Genomic DNA, 17,010 nt, shown 5'->3' with positions numbered 1-17,010 from the left:
TATCATGATTTACGCATCTTTCAACAATGTCCTTGCTTTATAACTACTCGCCAATACCGTGTAAATCACTAAACTGCTGGTGCTGATAGGCATCAATATAGCGGCTATTACCGGTGAAAGTGTGCCCTGAACAGCAAACCATAAACCGGTGAAATTGTAGAGTAGAGAGATAATGAAACTGATAATAATGATGCGTTGTCCTGATTTTGCAAAGGCCAATAATGCACCGATGCTACCAAACTTTTTGGAAAGAAGAATCCCATCGCATCCCGGGGTGAAATTATTGATGTCCTCCGCAACGGCCAATCCTACATGACTGTTTAAAAGAGCAACGGCATCGTTTAATCCATCACCCACCATCATTACTTTTTTTCCCTGTTGCTGAAGTCCCACAACATAACTCACTTTGTCTTCCGGCTTTTGTTCAAATGCCAATCCTTCTTCCTGACCAATCAATGTCGCTAAACGGGAACGCTCATGTTCGTGATCTCCACTTATTACAGATAGTATATATCCATCTCTTTTTAATTTCTGAACCATGGGTGAGGCGGAAGGACGGTACCGGTTATGGAATTTAAAATACCCCAATAGCTCACCGTTTACCTGAAGTCCAACGGTTGTTGTCTGGAAACCGCTTGGGTATGTAGTACTATCATTTAAAAATTTACTGCTGCCGAGTCGGATAAAGAACTGCTTAGATTGACCGGATATGCCCAATCCCTCTTTTTCTACTACATTGCTCAACTGACTATTGGTATGACCTTCATCCTTTAACTTTTTTGCCAGTATCCGGCTTAATGGATGAGAGGATGCATTTGCCAGATCGGCAATAGCCTTTTTTAGTTCCGGAGATAAAGGAATACCATCAAATTCTACCGTCGCATTTTCTGCTTCGGTTAAGGTCCCTGTTTTGTCAAAAACGACGGTGTCAATATCGGCCAGTTTTTCAAGTACATTGGTGTTTTTAAGGTAAATACCCTTCTTGCCAAGTATTCGTATCATATTGCCGAATGTAAAGGGCGCTGATAATGCAAGGGCGCAGGCGCAGGCGATGACCAGTACAGAGGTGAAGGCATGAAGAGCTCTGTTGAAATCAATAGCGTACCAGTAAAGAAATGAGCCGCCTGCTATAAGAAGTGTGACGACAACGAACCAACGACTGATTTTTTCAACTATTTTTTGAAATCCACTTTTATATTCCTGCTTTCCTGAGGATTGATTCCATAACTGCGTCAGATAACTTTGTGAGACTTCCTGCTGAACAACCACCTCGGCGGGATTTCCGTTTAACCGTCCTCCGGCAAATATTCTATCCCCTTTTTCACAGCGGACAGGTCGTGATTCCCCCGTCACAAAACTATAATCAATTTCTGCACTTTCACTTATTAAGAGCACATCTGCAGGAATAATTTCCAGGTTTCTGATAAAAATCCGGTCGTTTACTTTGAGTTCATTGACCGAAACAACTTCTTGTCTATTACTATAGATCCTGCTTACCGCGATAGGGAAATAGGATTTATAATCACGATCAAAAGAAAGCCATTGATAAGTCTTATTTTGGAAATTCCGACCGATAAGCATGAAAAACACGAGTCCGGTCATACTGTCAAAGTATCCGGGACCGCTGCCACTGAGTATTTCATAACTACTGCGGAGGAACATAGCCACAATACCAATGGCAATCGGAACATCAATATTTATAGTGCGCTGTCTGAAGCTTAAAAGTGCATTTTCAAGGAATTCACCGGCGCTGTAAAAAAATACGGGTAGCGAAAGGAATAGAATGATATAACCAAAGGCCCTGCTAAAATCTTCTCCATGGTAAGTTCCTCCGGAAAAATACTCCGGAAAACTCAAGAGCATAATATTTCCAAATGCAAAGCCGGCAATCCCTATTTTGTAAATGCGACTTCGGCTTCTGACCACTTTTTCACTTTTGTCTGTTTGCTTTAAGTTGAGCTCCGGAGGATACCCGATTTGATGCAGCTTCTCAACAATCTTTCTTAAACTGGTATGTGAAGGATCATATACAATACTAAGTTCCTTTTGAATGAAATCAGTATGGGAGCGTAAAATCCCATTTTCAAGTTTCCCCAAATGCTCCAGTAACCAGATGCAACTGCTGCAATGCATATTGGGTATATGAAAACGGAGATGTATCGTGTCCTTGTCCCGGAATTTAATGAGAGTTGATTCAATTTTTTTATCATCCAGGTAAGCATACCTTTCGCCTACAAATGGATTGGATTGAGTAAATCCCGGCTGTGTATCTAATTGATAATAATTACATAAATTGTTTTCGGAAAGTACCTCATACACCAGTTTACATCCGGGACAACAAAAATCCTTCGCATCAAACTTTACATTGTCTTCCAAACATTCTTCACCACAATGATAACATTGTGTTTTAGCGTCTGTGTTTACGCGATGCATTTTTAGTGGTATTTAGTCACAAGAATACGATATACAGAAAAACAGGTTTGTGAGATAAATCATTCTCGTTAATGACGATTATCAATTAGGTGAGAATCAGTGTTTCATTTGACAGAAATCATAGATTAATAAGGAAGAGGTGTTCATTTTTGCCTTGTCTTTAAGAAGAAATGAATTGGTGTTTTAATTACCCAATATTATGGAATAATACGTCGGTAAGTTAGTATTCCATGTTTCTTAAAGTAAAATTAATAATTTGTTTGGAGATTATAATAAGTTGATAATGTAAGGAAAAGTGAGAATGGAGGATGAGGATTTTAGTAATGTGAAGGCGAAATGAATGGAATATCATATGCTTGGAGATATGATATTTATAAGTCGTATCTTAAACACCATCATTCACTTTTGTAAGTTATATATAAAATAACAAAAGAAACGAAATAATATGTACGGTAGAATTAATCCCAACGCCAATATGATGATTAAAATAAGTAATGAGCGGAGATTGTCGGGTTTGCAAGCCGATTTTAATGCCTTGTTTCCCTTTCTGAAGATTGAATTTTTTAAAACTCCTCATAAGATCGGAGAAGCTTCAGCTAAGAACCTCATTCATGTAAATAGCAGATTTGTGCGTGATTGCCGGGTTTCCAAAACGGAAGGCGATTTAATCATTAACGAGCAAATGACTGTGAATGAATTGGAAGAACAGTTTTTATCAAAATTCGGTCTTTCAGCACAGGTCTTTAGAAAGTCAGGGAACGTATGGCTGGAGACTTCAGCTACCGACTCATGGTCTCTTCGTCAACAAAATGATGAAGGAGCTGAATTATCCAGACAAATTAATCCTCGTCGCGAAAATCCGGAGGATAGCGATATTTATTAGTGCGCTTTTAAATGATCAATATTTCATTTAAGCTTTTAAATTCCTGAGTTTCTTTTCATCAAGAATCTTGATTTTGCCATCCTTGATTTCAATGAGTTTTTCTTCTTTAAAATCACTCAGTGTGCGTATCAAGGATTCAGTGGCAGTACCCACTATATTGGCAAGAGCATCCCGTGCTATTGCAATAGAAAACTGTTCTCCTTCTTTGGCCTGGTACTTATCTCTAAGCAGGACCAATGCCTCCGCTGTCCTCTTTCTCACTGAACTATAGGCCAAATCAAGTAATCGCTCCTGTTTGTCGAGCACCCCTTTGGTTAATATTTTAAGAAAATTTTTCGTGACGGACACATTCCCGAAAACCATTTGTTGAAATTCTTCTTTTGGTATGAAGGTGATTTCAGCATCTTCCAGTGCTTCAGCCGATTCGTTATAAGGGTTTTCTTCTAATAGAGTAGTATAGCCAAAGAAATCTCCTTCTTTTAATAAATCTGTTATCAACTCCTTTCCGTATTCATGGGTTTTAAAGATTTTTATTTTCCCGCTATTAATGAAAAATAATCCATTGGGGTAATTTCCTTCCAAATAGATACTTTCTTTTTTCCGGTAATGATTGATTTTTTTACCTTCTAAAAATCGCTTTAAAGCCCCGGCTCCGGCTACATCACTGATAAAATTCCCTAAACCTTCGAGGTCTTTGTCATATTCCTTCTTTAGAGTTTCTGCTTTCTTAAGACGGCTTTCAACCGCATTCAAAAGTTCAGTTTTATCAAATGGTTTGGTGATATAGTCATCCGCTCCCAATTCCATTCCTTTTCTCATATCACTTCTTTCCGCTTTGGCGGTTAGAAAAATGAAGGGGACAGTGGATAACTGGGGGTCCTTACTTAGAAGATGCAATACTCCATAACCATCCAGTCCGGGCATCATGATATCACATATAATAAGATCGGGCAACTCTTTTCTGGCTAATTCTACACCTTCCTTTCCATCGGGAGCAGTGAGTACCTTGTATTCGGCAAGCTCCAGTATTTCGGCTGTATTTTCCCTAACATCTTCGTTGTCCTCGATTAATAGAATTTTCTTGTTCATGGTTAATGCTTCTGATTTGGAAAGGTTATTTTTATGGTAGTCCCTTTATTGAGTAAGCTGTTTAAAATAATATGTCCCTTCATTAAGTCAACATAGTTTCCTACAATGTGCAATCCAAGTCCTGTACCTTGAATGTTGAATGCGTTTTTCCCTCTGTAAAAGCGCTCAAATAAGTGCTTCTGATCATCTTCGCTGATTCCAATGCCTTCATCCTGAATTTCAAAACTAATGGTGTAGGCATCGCATCGGGTTCTAATATAGATGTTTTTATTTTCCCCGGTAAATTTAATCGCATTGTTGATTAAATTGATGAGGATGTTTTTAATTAACTTGCTATCCAGATAGACCGTTGTTTCTCCTTTATGTTCATACTGGATTTTTTGTCCGCTTCGCGCATTTATCTGCATATCTAAAACCACTTCATTTACCAAATCTGTTAAATTGAAATTCCTGTATTCAGCATGCACCTTTCCTTCTTCCAGCTTACTGATAGATAGAAAATCACTGAGAATATCATTGAGATTGTTAACCGCTGATTTAATTCTATTTATGTGTTTTACGCGTTTGTCTAAACTTTCAGTAGTATTGTATTCTGAAATAAGACTGGCAGAGGATAGAATAGTTGTTAATGGTGTTCTGAATTCATGCGAAGCCATGGAAATAAATCGGGATTTCAAATCATTTAACTCCTTTTCTTTCTCTAGCGCATCACTAAGTTTATTCCTGGATTTTTCGAGTTCCCTGATAGCCTCCTGAAGTACTTTGGTGCGATCAGATACTTTTTTTTCCAGTTCTTCATTGGTTGCAATGAGAGCAGCAGCAACTCTTTCCAGTTCCTTTTGTTTATCCTGTACCGATAGTTCGATTTGTTTCCGAAGTGTAATGTCAATGATAAAGGACATGATAAACCTTTCACCATTTACCTCCATCGGACTAAGACTGATTTCAACAGGAAGCAGGTCTCCGCCTTTTTTCTTAGCAAATAAATCAATTCCCACTCCCATTGAACGGGAATGAGAGTGCTTGTGAAAGTTATCTCTATGCTGTTGATGCTTTGAACGGACCATGTCAGGGACCAAATCATCCACATTGAGAGTCGCCAATTCTGAGGTTGTATAATTCAACATCCTGGCTACAGCCGTATTTGCCAAACGGATATTTCCCAGTATGTCAACGACGATAATTCCTTCTGCTGAATGATTGAATAAAGTGTCTATTAACTCTAGTTTCTGTAGCTGTTTCATTTATTCGTACATCACGTCAGGATTCCTGCTAAAATTAATAGTTACTGCGCAATTTAAAGGTGTAATTCGATGAATTCGAAAAATTATTTCTTTTAGGAATGGTCTGCTTCAACAGTGTCAATTCCTAAAATATTGTATATGGGGCAGGTGCCGATGATACCGGTTACAAATGGAATTAATCCAAGAAGTGCCCAAATACTACCATGATAGATAAATACCATGGAAACAGAAATTCCAAGGAACATTCTGATCACACGGTCTGTCATTCCTAAGTTAGTTTTCATAGATTGTTTTTTATAGGTGAACGAAATATGATTTATATTTCAAAAGTACCCTCATGTACAGTTAACGTTTATAATTCTCGTCAGGAGCTAGTATGATATTTGTCACATTTTTAGGATAAATGAGCATGGTTTAGTGCGGAAGGAGGGAGTAGAAGTGATTTAAAAGGAGCGAATAACCAGATTTTTGAATGGTTGATTCTTAAAACAGATACGCACTCAAATAGAGAAGGTTCCTTTGGGAATCTTCCAATTAAGTGATCCTTCTCAGGTAATTAAAACAATAAAATGTATTTGAAACAGGATGTTTTTTGACATAAAGTAGATTCGAAAAATTGAATGGAAGTAATTACCTAGTCCAGTGAAAAACTCTCTCCCTGAATTGGAATAACAATGTCGCTAAAGCCCATGCCATTTAAATGTTCTTTGAACTTTAATTGTGCTTCCGGTTCGCCATGTACTAAAAAAAGGCGTTTTACCTCATGGGGTTTCTGACAGTGAAGATAGGCCATCATCTCTTTATAATCTGCGTGAGCACTATAAGAATCAAGGACTGCAATTTGAGCGTTCACCGGATAGATATCTCCGAAAATCTTTACCTCCTTTGCCCCTTCAATTAATCTCCCATGGAGGTAGCGCTGATGGCCAATGGCGAATCAACATATACCGGAATTCGGGGGATTAGTCCGTTATTATAAAGTCGGTTTAATGAATAAACGATTTCCTGTGTCCGTCCTAAACTAAATGCCGGAATAATTAATTTCCCCTTTCGGGCAACACAGGTGTCTTTGACAATATTAAATAAATGCAATTCGGCATCTACTGAAGATTCATGAAGTCGATCCCCGTAAGTAGATTCCATGATAATATAGTCCGCTTGAGGGAAGTCTTGTGGTTTTCTCAAAATCATATCATTCGATCTTCCTATATCTCCTGAAAAGAACACTTTGGTTGCTCCTGTAGGCTCATCAAACAACAGGTTCACCGCCGCACTTCCAAGAATATGCCCCGCATCAGTAAATAGAAATTTTATATGCGGATCAATTTCTTCCCATTTATCCAGCGGCACCGGTACAAATTGTTTCATCGCTTTAACCACATCGTCCACATTGTAAAGTTCATCAAGGGGTCTTTTCCCGCTTTTGGCTCTTCTTTTATTTAAGTATTTGATATCATTTTCCTGAATGTGCGCACTGTCGGCCAACATAATAGTACATAAGTCAAGCGTGGCAGGTGTGCAATAAATAGGACCACTATAGCCCGATTTTACTAAAAAGGGAATATTGCCTGAATGATCAATATGTGCATGGGAAAGAATCATGTAATCTATTCCGGAAGGATCAAAGCCTAAATGACGGTTTAATTCGGCGTTGTCTCCTCCGCTGTTTTGAAAAAGCCCACAATCCAATAATAATTGTTTATTTCGCTCCGTTGTAATAAGGTGTTTGCTGCCGGTTACAGTCTGCGCTGCACCATGAAAGGTTATCTTCATACCATGTAAAATTAAATAATGTTGATCTTAGTACCAAATTGATGATCTCTACACTATGAAACTTGCTGCTTTGAGTTCCTTCCTGCTACTTCTTGCAAGTATTTCTATTGCTCAACCACATGCTTTAAAAGATGAAATTGCATGGAGTTCGCCCTCTCAGTTAACAATGGATGATTTCAGGAAAGAGTCTCCGGGACGTAAAACGAATTTTAAAACCGGCAAGCGTTCCTATAAGCAATTAGAAGGATTTATATATTGTGGGATCAATTTTTCTTATGAATCGGTGGGAAGTAATATTTCCTATTCCGTAATCGCTTTTATGGTACCAGATCAGTCCTGGATCCGCGATAAAGAAAACCCTGAAACCCTCCTTCATGAACAGGCTCACTTTAATATCACTGAAATTTACGCCAGAAAATTGCGACAAAAATTGAAAGAAATAAGAAGTACGGAAGCAGCAAAAAAAGCCTATAAAAAGTGCTTTGGTGAATTGAAGAAAATGCAGGATAAGTTTGACGCCGATCATGAAGGTGAAAGTGGCCTCTCTCCCAAGTGGATGAAACAAATTGAAATGGATCTTGAAAAACTGTCCGCTTATTCCAACGATAAAGTGTCGCAAAGGAATGATTAGACACTGCTACAGGAATACCTCCGTAGCTCCCGCCCCGTACCGATTATAAGCGCCATCAGCGAAACGTATTCCGGAAGAGGTGAGCTCTCTTCTTATTTCTGCTTTTAATTTCCCGTTGCCAATGCCATGAATAAAGACAATAGATTTTGCATGTCGCAACATGGCCAGGTCAAGTTCCTTTCTGAAATGTCCCAGCTGTATTTCTAACATAGTCGAATTGTTTAACTTTTCCACCTGATCCGTCAATTCTTCGATATGTAAATCTACCTCAAATTTAGAAGGTGTTAAACCAAATTGCGCTGTAAAATCCTGATTCCTGTTTTTCTGTTTTTCATTTGAAACAGAAGTTTTTTGCTTCACAGGTTGAGCGTATTCAGATTTTAATTTTTCAAAGATATCATCGTCGTTTAAAGGGTCTTGCTCTAAACTGCTGAATAAGTGTACTGTTTTGGCAAAGCATAGGGGAGCAGGGAGCTTCGGAAAAGTTTGAGAAATATCAGGCAAGGTGATTTCAATAGTTTTGTGTATTCTGGAGGTGCTGTTATGTGGATGGGATTGAAAGATCAAAGCGTCAAAAACAAATTCTCCTTTTTCAAACAACTGATCTCTTTTGATCTCCGATAAGTAATTACATTGTCCGGATGGAATGGTCCCATAATTAAACCCGGAAGATTTATTGTGTTTTCTGCTATGTATTGTAAAAACAAAATCGTGCTCCGTTGCATTTATCAGGTATAACCGTACAGGGCCCGAACTCACTTGATTTTCCGTTGGCACGATGAGTAAATAAAGTTCGTTTTTGATGGGTAACAATTCCGGAAAGGAGGCAAATTTTAGCTCCGGGGATTCCGAAAGATTCTTTTCTGTTTCTTTGTTTTTTTGCTCTCCTTTCGCTTCTGTTTTTCTTTTTACCAGAACGATTTCACCGGCGGTAACTTCGATAGGAAATCCATCTTCAATATCTACAATGAGGTTCCCTCCGTCAAGTATTTCTTTAACGATGCCTTCCTGTTTTTCATTTAAAAAGCTGACAAAATCTCCTTCCCTGAATCCTTCCTTTTTCATCCTCTAATCGTGTCGATATTAATACTGTTTACCTCTAAGCAGAAACCGAATTCGATTTCCCTTACTATTGTTTTGAACAAAATGTTATGTTCTTAAAAAGAAATTCCAATCCTTCCATTTTGGTCCTTTAAGCAGTGTGTCCCAAGAGGAAAAATCGTATTTCTGTTACCAGAGTAATAGACTATTTTCCTGTTAGAATTCTTTCACCACCCGTAAAACCATCATTTATTTCATTGCAAAATAATCTGCAACTACAAGTTCCTTTACGCCTTTGGTGTATTTGTAGAATCCTTGTCCGGTTTTAACACCCAGATTGCCGGATGTAACCATGTTAACGAGTAAGGGGCAAGGTGCATATTTAGGATTACCAAAACCATCATGAATTACCCTTAAGATACTTAAACAGGTATCTAATCCTATAAAGTCTGCCAATTGTAACGGCCCCATCGGATGTGCCATTCCCAGTTTCATCACGGTATCAATTTCATTTACACCCGCTACTCCTTCAAAAAGAGTATAGATAGCTTCATTGATCATGGGCATTAGAATTCTATTGGCGACGAAACCCGGATAGTCATTGACTTCTACCGGAACCTTACCGAGCTGTAACGATAAGTCAACAATCTGTTTTCTGACTTCATCAGTGGTATTATATCCCCGTATTACCTCTATTAATTTCATTACAGGAACAGGATTCATGAAATGCATTCCAATGACTTTGTCGCCACGTTGCGTTGAAGCAGCAATCCTTGTGATGGATATGGACGAGGTATTAGTGGCCAGAATACATTCCGCTTTTGTATGCCGGTCCAGATCTGAAAATATATTTTTAATTTTAAATCAATATTTTCAGTCGCGGCCTCTACAACGAGATCTGCTGTGGAAACTCCTTTGTCAAATGCAGTGGTAGTTTTTATGCGTTGGAGAGCCCGGTTTTTTTCCTCTTCGGAGATCATCCCTTTGGCTACCTGACGCTCCATATTTTTGCCTATTGTGGTGATGGCCTGATCTAGTGCTTCCTGTCGAATGTCAATGATGGTGACATCGTAACCGCTTTGAGCAAATACATGCGCAATGCCATTCCCCATTTGTCCGGAACCGATTATTGTTATTTGTTGCATAGTGATTTTTGAGAATGGCAAAATTAGCCTTTATATGTAGGCAGCGCATCAATAATTTTGTTATGTAATATCCGTTACGTAAAACGCGTAATTATTCTTTTACGAATTTGCCCACTCCTTCGGTTTGTCCCTTATCGGTAATAAGAAGGAGCTGATAAGAGCCGGGTGGAAAATGCGCAATGGAAAAATCTCCGGAAGTGAATGGAGGATTGATTTTGTATTCAGAGATCAAGCTACAGTTTATGGAGTAAAATTGAATTTTTACAATGTTCTTTTCTTTCAGAGTGGTAGATGAAACAGTGATGACATTTCTGGCAGGATTGGGAGCTACCAGCCATTTATCCGGAAGACTGGACTCCGGAGTGGATGAGATGGTGCCCTGAAGAGTACTTTCCCATACCCCGCGTCCATAAGTAGAAACCCTGATGACACTGTTTGCCGGACCATCATTAACATACATAAAATCAGTAATGGAAGCTATCGCCGGCAAACCCTGAGAGTAATTAAACCAGGAGCTCATCGTTTGGTTTTTGTACCAGATCCCGGCTGTATTGGAGATATATACTGATTCGTCAGTAGAGTAGGGGTCATGAATGATTTTAATGATGTTAATATTCGGAAGATTGAACGTGACATTGCTCCAGCTTATACCTTGATCAGCGGATCGGTAAACTTTTGATCCGGCTGTGACATAAATAACATTTGAATCATTTACCAAACCTGTGACCGATCCTCCGTTCGTTAGGGTGGATGGTAAATTTGATGAAACCGAAGCGATCGTGCCCGTATTAAGTCCTGAGAATTTTCTGAATTGATTGGGAATCGTAAGGACATAAGCCATGTCCGTGGTATGCGACGCAAATTCAATGCTCTTTATTCCTGCTGCGAAACTGCTTATCGGCGTCCAAAATGGAACAGGACTGCTAAGATCTGAGGATAGATAAAGGTCACCAATACCTGCTAAGCCCATCTCGCTGTTTAATGGAGTAAATGCAAGTCGTAGATTATTTGAAGAGGTAAATGGTAAACCGAATGAAACTTCAGGACCGGAAATGACATTTCTTCGTTTTCCGTTTTCATGATAATAAACCAGATTGTAGTTTTGATAATCAAATGTCATTCTGGATGACCAGTCTCCACCACGGTTTGTTCGCCATTGTCCGTTTGCAGAAAAAAGTTCTCCATTGTCTTGTGTTCCAATACTGAGATTGTCTTTTCGAACCGGATTTGAAGCGGCCTTGTAAATTTCAGTGGCTTCTAATCCATTACATCTCACCCCCCAGTTCACTCCTGCATTAAGACTCCTCCAAATGCCTCCATCATTGATATTGTATAACTCCTGTGTAGCATAAGGGTTGTAAAGCATTTGATGCATATCTGTATGCAAAATCTGCCACCATTGGGTGAGCTGAGTCCATGTCACTCCTCCATCTGTAGATCTCCAAACAACATGTGCACCCACAAACACAACATTGGGATTGTTGGGTGCTGCGCACATGCTGAAATTATAATTGCCTTGTCCGTTACCATTAGCATCATATCCCACCAGACTCTGTGCCGGATTATGATAGACTGTGGTGAAAGTATTTCCTCCATCATTTGATCTGAAAATCGTACCCTCATCTTTGATCATTCCTGCATAAACCACCGTGGAATCAGCTGCTGATACCGCCAAACGCATACCTTGTCCACTTCCACCTCCGGGTACAGCTATACCATTGCTGATTAAACTCCATGTATCTCCGAAATCCTCTGACTTATAGAATTCACTGTAGGTAACAGCATACAATGTCCTGCTTCCGGGTGCCGGTTTCGCCGCCATTTCTGTAAACTGCCCACCGCTTTTTCTAACATTCCAGGAGAGACCACCATCTACCGTTTTCCAGATACCGTCATTCGTTGCAGCTACTATTATTTCATGATTCAAAGGGTCCATCAATAATTCAACAGCCATTCGGTTTCCAATATTGTTGTTGGCCGGAAACCAATTGTTACCCGCGTCATTACTGCGATAAATGCCCGATCCGGTAGAGTATTAGTTAGGATCTCCTGTACTGAGATATAAAATACTATCATTTGTAAAATCTATGCAAACGGACGAACAAGCCGACAATGCTATTTTATCACTACCTGTTTTTTGCCAGGATCCGGTGGCATTGGTACTTATCCACAAACCTCCTGATGCACTGACTGCATAAACTTTCTGCGAATCAGTAGGATGAAATTTCATCTGACAAACCCTGCCAATGCCGTTAATTTGACCACTGTTGTTGAATGGAAACTGGATAGGACCTAACGCTTGCCAGTTAGCCGTATTTTGACCGGAAGCGATAGCAAACAAGAAGATAAATAATATCAATAATGTTGATGGTTTTTTCAATGGCATAGATTTCTGAGTAGGTATTAATTATCTGACAATAGAATCAAGAATGGATTTTCTTTCAGAGGGGTACAAAATTCTTCCATCTTCCTGTACCCATGGCTCCATCATAAAATGCCAGTGTTTATATCGTTTTAAGGCGAACGCCATTTCCGTTTCATCAATATCTCTTTTCTTCCTGAACAACCTCTTGAGCCAGCCTTCCTTATTCTCTTTTTCCTTTTCGTTTGCCTCCGACATTCCAAGGATTTCATCCTCTTCCTTAGGCTTTTCCCTTATCGACCAGTATAAACTAAATGCCTTCTCCGTTTCAAAATAATTCGCGGAAGTATCATCCATCATTTGAATCCAATGGGGATATTGCTTAAAAGCATTTTCAGATATGGGGCGCTGAGCATAAATATTTAATGATAAAAAACTGAATAAGAGGATACAGAGAATTGAATTAAATCTAAGCATAGTTTTAATAATTATTGTTTTTTTAAGGGTGAGATGTTCACCTTTACAAAATAAATAAAAAGGTAAGAAATAAAAATAACCACAACCCATCAATAAAATGCCAGTAAGTAGCAAATAAATCCAGACGTATTCCTTCAAATTGATTTGAAAAATACAACAGGGATCTAACAGGATCATTTAAAAGATCAAATACTTTTAAATTAAGGTAGAAAAGATAAATCATACCCAGACTTACATGAATGAAATGTAAGCCAGTAATGACATATACAAATGCAATTCCGGCATCGCCGTTCAAATAAAATCCCTGATCAAATAAACTCTTCCATCCCAATACCTGGCAGAGTACAAAACCGAGGGAAAATACCAATGTAGAACTGAGTGATAGCAGTAAATATTTTCCACTGTCTTCCTTATAGTAATGTTGTGATAAAGTGGTGGTGTAGCTGCTAAATAATAAAAGAAGTGTACCTAAAATAAAAGTCTTGGGAAAATGAAAATTTTGAATAGGTTCATTGTGCGTAATCCAAACCATGAACATGATCACCATCGACATGAACAAAATACTTGAACCAACGAGCGCATAGAACATAAATGTCCGGTATGGACTTGTTCTTTCTTTAAAGATAAGTAACGATGTAGCGTTCGTTTCCTTGCCGGTTTTCCCCTGACTCATTTAGCATCATTTTGCTTATTTCAAATATACAACAAACTATATTAAGGAAAAAATAATTTAAAATATTTTTAAAGACAGTTCGCCCCTTTATTCTTTTAAAATATTCGATAAATTTGGGCAGAATGAATCACTGGAAATGGATGAAGTACCTGCTGGCTTTTTTGGCTCCGGCCGGAGTGTTAGCAGGAATGGTGATGGGAGGATGGGTACCATTTATTCCCCTTGGATTTGCCTTTGTATTGATTCCTTTTCTTGAATTGATAATTAATCCGGATCCGCGGAACGCAGATGAAGCAGAGGCGGAACTGAGGAGTAAAGCACCCGTTTATGATTTTCTTTTATATCTCTTACTTCCCGTTCAATACCTTATTTTATATCTTTTTTTAGATGGAATTGCTAATGACAATCTTGTTGTTATTATTGGTAAAACGCTGTCAATGGGCCTTTTGTGTGGTATTGTCGGTATCAATCTGGGTCATGAATTAGGTCATCGATCCGGGCACAAGGATCTTGTTTTTGCTAAATTATTTTTACTAAGTTCCTTGTACATGCATTTTTACATTGAGCATAATCGCGGACATCATAAAAGAGTTGGTACCCACCTCGATCCGGCTAGCGCGAGGTTTGGAGAAAGTATATATTTCTTTTGGATCAGAAGTATTTCAGGAAGTTATCTTTCTGCCTGGAAGCTTGAATATGATCGGCTAAAAAGTAAAGGCCATACCCCCTTTTCAATCCGGAATGAAATGGTGCAAATTCATGGTATAGAGCTGTTATTTCTGGCTCTGATTCTTTTCCTTTTTGGACTGAAAAGTCTGATTCTTTTTATGACCGCATCTTTATTGGGAATTCTATTGCTGGAATCCGTCAATTATATCGAGCATTACGGCCTCGGGAGGAGAATCCGTGAAGATGGATCCTTCGTGAAAACCTTGCATTGCCATTCATGGAACTCTGATCACGTGCTAAGCAGAATTTTGCTTTTCGAATTATCAAGGCATAGTGACCATCATTACAAGGCGAGTAAGAAGTATCAGGTGTTGAATCATCATGACGAAAGTCCACAAATGCCCACAGGCTATGCGGGGATGATTATACTAGCTTTGATTCCACCTCTTTGGTACAGGGTAATGCACCCTATATTAAACCACGAGCAGCAGCGTTTTCCGGACCTTGTAAAAGCAATGTAGGAGGAAAGGAATCTGGATTTAGGAATTAGGATTTAGGGTATTCTTCTCTCATTGAAAAAGCAATGGGTGCATCCTGAAACATTACTTTTACGATTCCCCAGGTTCTAATAAATAGTTCCGAAACCCTGTAATTATCCAAATCCTGCTCCGATTCCCATTTACTGAAAGTTATAAAAATATTAGGCTGGTTGATGTCAGTAAAAAGTTCAAGATGTGTACAACCTTTAAATGAGCGGATGGCATTATAAGTACTCTCAAAAAGTGAGCGAAAGTCATTTGCTTTATCTTTCTGAATAGTTAACCTTACAATTCTTGTGATCATTTAAATTCTATTCTGATATTATCATTTAGTTTCAAATTCATCAGTTTAGAAGCATTTTCTCCATTTATCGCTATTTCTAGTTTTCCGGCATCATTAAAAATGGCGACAGCTGATCCCTGCTCCACAGAGTGATAGTTGGCACTAATCTCATCTAAGGCATGTTGATTTTTACGGGTCACTACTTCAAATTTACGTCCCTTTCTTTGTTCGTTAAATAACGTTTTAGTGATATTGGTGACTACATTGCCATAATCATCTATATAAATGACTACACCATGAATTAATTCATCGTCAATTGCGGGTAAAAATGCAGATCGCTGCACATAATGCGAGGGTCGATCTCCTAATTCATAAAGATTTTTTCCGGAGAGTAAATGAAGCATGCTCCCTACGATTTTTGGCAGATCGAAAAGTTCACTATTACTGTTGTCGGTTCTGATCTTTACCATATCAATCGGTGCATCTTCAAAAACCAATGAAAAGAATCCATCGTTTACACCAATAAAAATATGCCCTTCCTTTTTGATCGCCAATAGTTCCGGTAAATACTTATTATGTCCATGGACACCGATAAAATGGAGTGTTCCGGGAGGGAAGTGCGGATAAGCGTTTCCGAAGATATAGGCAGCCTGCTGAATATTGTGACGCGCCACCTGATGTGAAAGGTCAATAAGTTTGACTTCAGGAAGTTGAGTTAAAAGCATACCTTTCATAGCACCAATGTGATAATCACGGTTGCCCCAGTCAGTTGTAAAAGTTATTAACCCCATTCAACGGTCAAAATTATCCAATTTTATGAAGGGTTTGTGATAAATAAATAAAAAGATATTGCCTAAATTTATTGAAATTTGTAGCATGAGGCCAACTAATGAAAATTCAATCGGAAATGTGATCACCGAAATGCTTAAAAAGTATAGGTTGGAGGATGGACTTTGGTCTGCAAAAATTGAACAAGCCTGGGCCAATTGTCTATCGGAATATATTGTTCAAAGAACGACATCGCTGGTCTTCAGAAATGGCCATCTTCAGGTTTATGTGAGTTCCTCTGTCATTCGTAAAGAATTGCTGATGATGAAGGCTGATATCCTCAATCAGTTAAATGAAGAATTAGGATCGGACATAATTCAGGAAATAAGTGTTTTATAATACATGAAGAATAAGAAAGATGGGAATGAATATTCCCTCTATGAAAAAATTATATTGACAGCATTACTGATCTTTTTTCTCAGCATGCTTTTTATGTTTTTCGTTATACCCAGACTATAAAAAAACCCGGAAATTTCTCCGGGTCTTTTTAGTTAATTTTATAATTTAAAATCGCTCGAGCATCGAAAAGAAGAAATTCCCTTCAATTGCAGCGTTTTCGTTGCTATCAGATCCGTGTACCGCATTTGCTTCAATGGATTTAGCATATAATTTACGGATGGTACCATCCGCAGCCTTGGTCGGATCCGTGGCTCCAATGATTGTCCGGAAATCTTCCACTGCATTCTCCTTTTCAAGAATGACGGCCACGATGGGACCGGAAGACATATAGGAAACCAGATCCTTGTAAAAAGGTCTTTCCTTGTGAATAGCATAAAACTGACCCGCAGTCTCAGGACTTAACCGGGTGTATTTCATGGCTATAATTTTGAATCCTGCTTTCAGAATATGATCAAGAATAGCCCCGGCGTATCCGTTTTCAATACCATCGGGCTTGATCATTGTAAATGTTCGATTTGTTGTCATTTAAGGGATATATTTT

Annotated in this window: 16 protein-coding genes and 2 pseudogenes; 4 read left to right on the top strand and 14 right to left on the bottom strand. The window is 38.7% G+C overall.

Going from position 1 to position 17,010, the window contains the following annotated elements; genetic code table 11:
- Positions 1-9: 9 nt before the first annotated feature.
- On the bottom strand, positions 10-2,433 hold the full coding sequence (locus tag IPJ86_14135) for a heavy metal translocating P-type ATPase metal-binding domain-containing protein (protein ID MBK7888368.1): 2,424 nt from the start codon (positions 2,431-2,433) through the stop codon (positions 10-12).
- A 445-nt stretch (positions 2,434-2,878) separates the two neighbouring features.
- Between IPJ86_14135 and IPJ86_14130 the strand changes: the two genes are divergently transcribed.
- Positions 2,879-3,316, top strand: coding sequence for a hypothetical protein (locus IPJ86_14130; GenBank protein ID MBK7888367.1), 438 nt, complete (start codon positions 2,879-2,881; stop codon positions 3,314-3,316).
- A 27-nt stretch (positions 3,317-3,343) separates the two neighbouring features.
- Here IPJ86_14130 and IPJ86_14125 read toward each other — a convergent pair whose 3' ends face one another.
- From IPJ86_14125 to IPJ86_14110, 4 genes and pseudogenes are all read right to left on the bottom strand, one after another.
- Positions 3,344-4,405 (bottom strand): response regulator, encoded by a 1,062-nt coding sequence (locus tag IPJ86_14125; protein ID MBK7888366.1) that lies wholly within the window; start codon positions 4,403-4,405, stop codon positions 3,344-3,346.
- Between the two features lie 2 nt (positions 4,406-4,407).
- The gene (locus IPJ86_14120) at positions 4,408-5,649 is read right to left on the bottom strand and encodes a PAS domain S-box protein (GenBank protein MBK7888365.1); all 1,242 of its coding nucleotides are present in this window, start codon (positions 5,647-5,649) and stop codon (positions 4,408-4,410) included.
- A 92-nt stretch (positions 5,650-5,741) separates the two neighbouring features.
- Entirely contained in the window at positions 5,742-5,933 is a 192-nt protein-coding gene (locus IPJ86_14115) for a DUF2892 domain-containing protein (GenBank protein ID MBK7888364.1), read from the bottom strand.
- 350 nt (positions 5,934-6,283) lie between these two features.
- Positions 6,284-7,422, bottom strand: a pseudogene (locus IPJ86_14110) (MBL fold metallo-hydrolase).
- 55 nt (positions 7,423-7,477) lie between these two features.
- Between IPJ86_14110 and IPJ86_14105 the strand changes: the two are divergent.
- On the top strand, positions 7,478-8,053 hold the full coding sequence (locus tag IPJ86_14105) for a hypothetical protein (protein MBK7888363.1): 576 nt from the start codon (positions 7,478-7,480) through the stop codon (positions 8,051-8,053).
- A gap of 6 nt (positions 8,054-8,059) precedes the next feature.
- Here IPJ86_14105 and IPJ86_14100 read toward each other — a convergent pair whose 3' ends face one another.
- The 6 genes and pseudogenes from IPJ86_14100 to IPJ86_14075 all read right to left on the bottom strand — a co-directional run bounded on the left by IPJ86_14100 (position 8,060) and on the right by IPJ86_14075 (position 13,751).
- Positions 8,060-9,118 carry a Smr/MutS family protein gene (locus IPJ86_14100; protein MBK7888362.1) on the bottom strand — a complete coding sequence of 353 codons (1,059 nt, stop codon included), beginning with the start codon at positions 9,116-9,118 and terminating at the stop codon, positions 8,060-8,062.
- A gap of 225 nt (positions 9,119-9,343) precedes the next feature.
- Positions 9,344-10,239: pseudogene (locus IPJ86_14095) on the bottom strand (3-hydroxybutyryl-CoA dehydrogenase).
- A 91-nt stretch (positions 10,240-10,330) separates the two neighbouring features.
- Positions 10,331-12,193 (bottom strand): hypothetical protein, encoded by a 1,863-nt coding sequence (locus IPJ86_14090; protein MBK7888361.1) that lies wholly within the window; start codon positions 12,191-12,193, stop codon positions 10,331-10,333.
- A gap of 81 nt (positions 12,194-12,274) precedes the next feature.
- Complete coding sequence (locus IPJ86_14085) at positions 12,275-12,619, bottom strand: hypothetical protein (GenBank protein ID MBK7888360.1); 345 nt, start codon at positions 12,617-12,619, stop codon at positions 12,275-12,277.
- 27 nt (positions 12,620-12,646) lie between these two features.
- Entirely contained in the window at positions 12,647-13,078 is a 432-nt protein-coding gene (locus tag IPJ86_14080; GenBank protein MBK7888359.1) for a hypothetical protein, read from the bottom strand.
- 43 nt (positions 13,079-13,121) lie between these two features.
- The gene (locus IPJ86_14075) at positions 13,122-13,751 is read right to left on the bottom strand and encodes a cytochrome c oxidase subunit 3 (GenBank protein ID MBK7888358.1); all 630 of its coding nucleotides are present in this window, start codon (positions 13,749-13,751) and stop codon (positions 13,122-13,124) included.
- A gap of 122 nt (positions 13,752-13,873) precedes the next feature.
- Between IPJ86_14075 and IPJ86_14070 the strand changes: the two genes are divergently transcribed.
- Positions 13,874-14,941, top strand: a complete 1,068-nt coding sequence (locus tag IPJ86_14070; protein MBK7888357.1) for an alkane 1-monooxygenase — start codon at positions 13,874-13,876, stop codon at positions 14,939-14,941.
- Positions 14,942-14,966: 25 nt separating this feature from the next.
- On the opposite strand, the gene IPJ86_14065 is transcribed toward IPJ86_14070, so the two are convergent.
- Together IPJ86_14065 and IPJ86_14060 are read right to left on the bottom strand one after the other, a co-directional pair.
- On the bottom strand, positions 14,967-15,263 hold the full coding sequence (locus tag IPJ86_14065; protein ID MBK7888356.1) for an antibiotic biosynthesis monooxygenase: 297 nt from the start codon (positions 15,261-15,263) through the stop codon (positions 14,967-14,969).
- Entirely contained in the window at positions 15,260-16,033 is a 774-nt protein-coding gene (locus tag IPJ86_14060; protein ID MBK7888355.1) for an SAM-dependent chlorinase/fluorinase, read from the bottom strand. The genes IPJ86_14065 and IPJ86_14060 overlap by 4 nt, the downstream gene beginning before the upstream one ends.
- A gap of 85 nt (positions 16,034-16,118) precedes the next feature.
- Here IPJ86_14060 and IPJ86_14055 point away from each other — a divergent pair, with 85 nt between their 5' ends.
- A complete protein-coding gene (locus IPJ86_14055) occupies positions 16,119-16,409 on the top strand; it encodes a DUF721 domain-containing protein (protein ID MBK7888354.1) in 291 nt (96 codons plus the stop codon).
- Positions 16,410-16,574: 165 nt separating this feature from the next.
- Here IPJ86_14055 and IPJ86_14050 read toward each other — a convergent pair whose 3' ends face one another.
- Positions 16,575-16,994, bottom strand: coding sequence for a nucleoside-diphosphate kinase (locus IPJ86_14050; protein MBK7888353.1), 420 nt, complete (start codon positions 16,992-16,994; stop codon positions 16,575-16,577).
- Positions 16,995-17,010 lie beyond the last annotated feature (16 nt).

The organism is Bacteroidota bacterium (assembly GCA_016713925.1).
Classification (GTDB): Bacteria; Bacteroidota; Bacteroidia; order AKYH767-A; family OLB10; genus JAJTFW01.
The sequence above is the reverse complement of the archived record's forward strand: the minus strand, read 5'-3'. Positions and strand labels throughout refer to the sequence as shown.

Excerpts from the sequence above, each read along its gene's own strand:
- IPJ86_14050 (MBK7888353.1), bottom strand. The coding sequence starts at position 16,994 with ATGACAACAAATCGAACATTTACAATGATCAAGCCCGATGGTATTGAA.
- IPJ86_14070 (MBK7888357.1), top strand. The coding sequence starts at position 13,874 with ATGAATCACTGGAAATGGATGAAGTACCTGCTGGCTTTTTTGGCTCCG.
- IPJ86_14060 (MBK7888355.1), bottom strand. The coding sequence starts at position 16,033 with ATGGGGTTAATAACTTTTACAACTGACTGGGGCAACCGTGATTATCAC.
- IPJ86_14130 (MBK7888367.1), top strand. The coding sequence starts at position 2,879 with ATGTACGGTAGAATTAATCCCAACGCCAATATGATGATTAAAATAAGT.
- IPJ86_14100 (MBK7888362.1), bottom strand. The coding sequence starts at position 9,118 with ATGAAAAAGGAAGGATTCAGGGAAGGAGATTTTGTCAGCTTTTTAAAT.
- IPJ86_14115 (MBK7888364.1), bottom strand. The coding sequence starts at position 5,933 with ATGAAAACTAACTTAGGAATGACAGACCGTGTGATCAGAATGTTCCTT.
- IPJ86_14090 (MBK7888361.1), bottom strand. The coding sequence starts at position 12,193 with ATGGCTGTTGAATTATTGATGGACCCTTTGAATCATGAAATAATAGTA.
- IPJ86_14075 (MBK7888358.1), bottom strand. The coding sequence starts at position 13,751 with ATGAGTCAGGGGAAAACCGGCAAGGAAACGAACGCTACATCGTTACTT.
- IPJ86_14125 (MBK7888366.1), bottom strand. The coding sequence starts at position 4,405 with ATGAACAAGAAAATTCTATTAATCGAGGACAACGAAGATGTTAGGGAA.
- IPJ86_14120 (MBK7888365.1), bottom strand. The coding sequence starts at position 5,649 with ATGAAACAGCTACAGAAACTAGAGTTAATAGACACTTTATTCAATCAT.
- IPJ86_14055 (MBK7888354.1), top strand. The coding sequence starts at position 16,119 with ATGAGGCCAACTAATGAAAATTCAATCGGAAATGTGATCACCGAAATG.
- IPJ86_14080 (MBK7888359.1), bottom strand. The coding sequence starts at position 13,078 with ATGCTTAGATTTAATTCAATTCTCTGTATCCTCTTATTCAGTTTTTTA.
- IPJ86_14065 (MBK7888356.1), bottom strand. The coding sequence starts at position 15,263 with ATGATCACAAGAATTGTAAGGTTAACTATTCAGAAAGATAAAGCAAAT.
- IPJ86_14105 (MBK7888363.1), top strand. The coding sequence starts at position 7,478 with ATGAAACTTGCTGCTTTGAGTTCCTTCCTGCTACTTCTTGCAAGTATT.
- IPJ86_14135 (MBK7888368.1), bottom strand. The coding sequence starts at position 2,433 with ATGCATCGCGTAAACACAGACGCTAAAACACAATGTTATCATTGTGGT.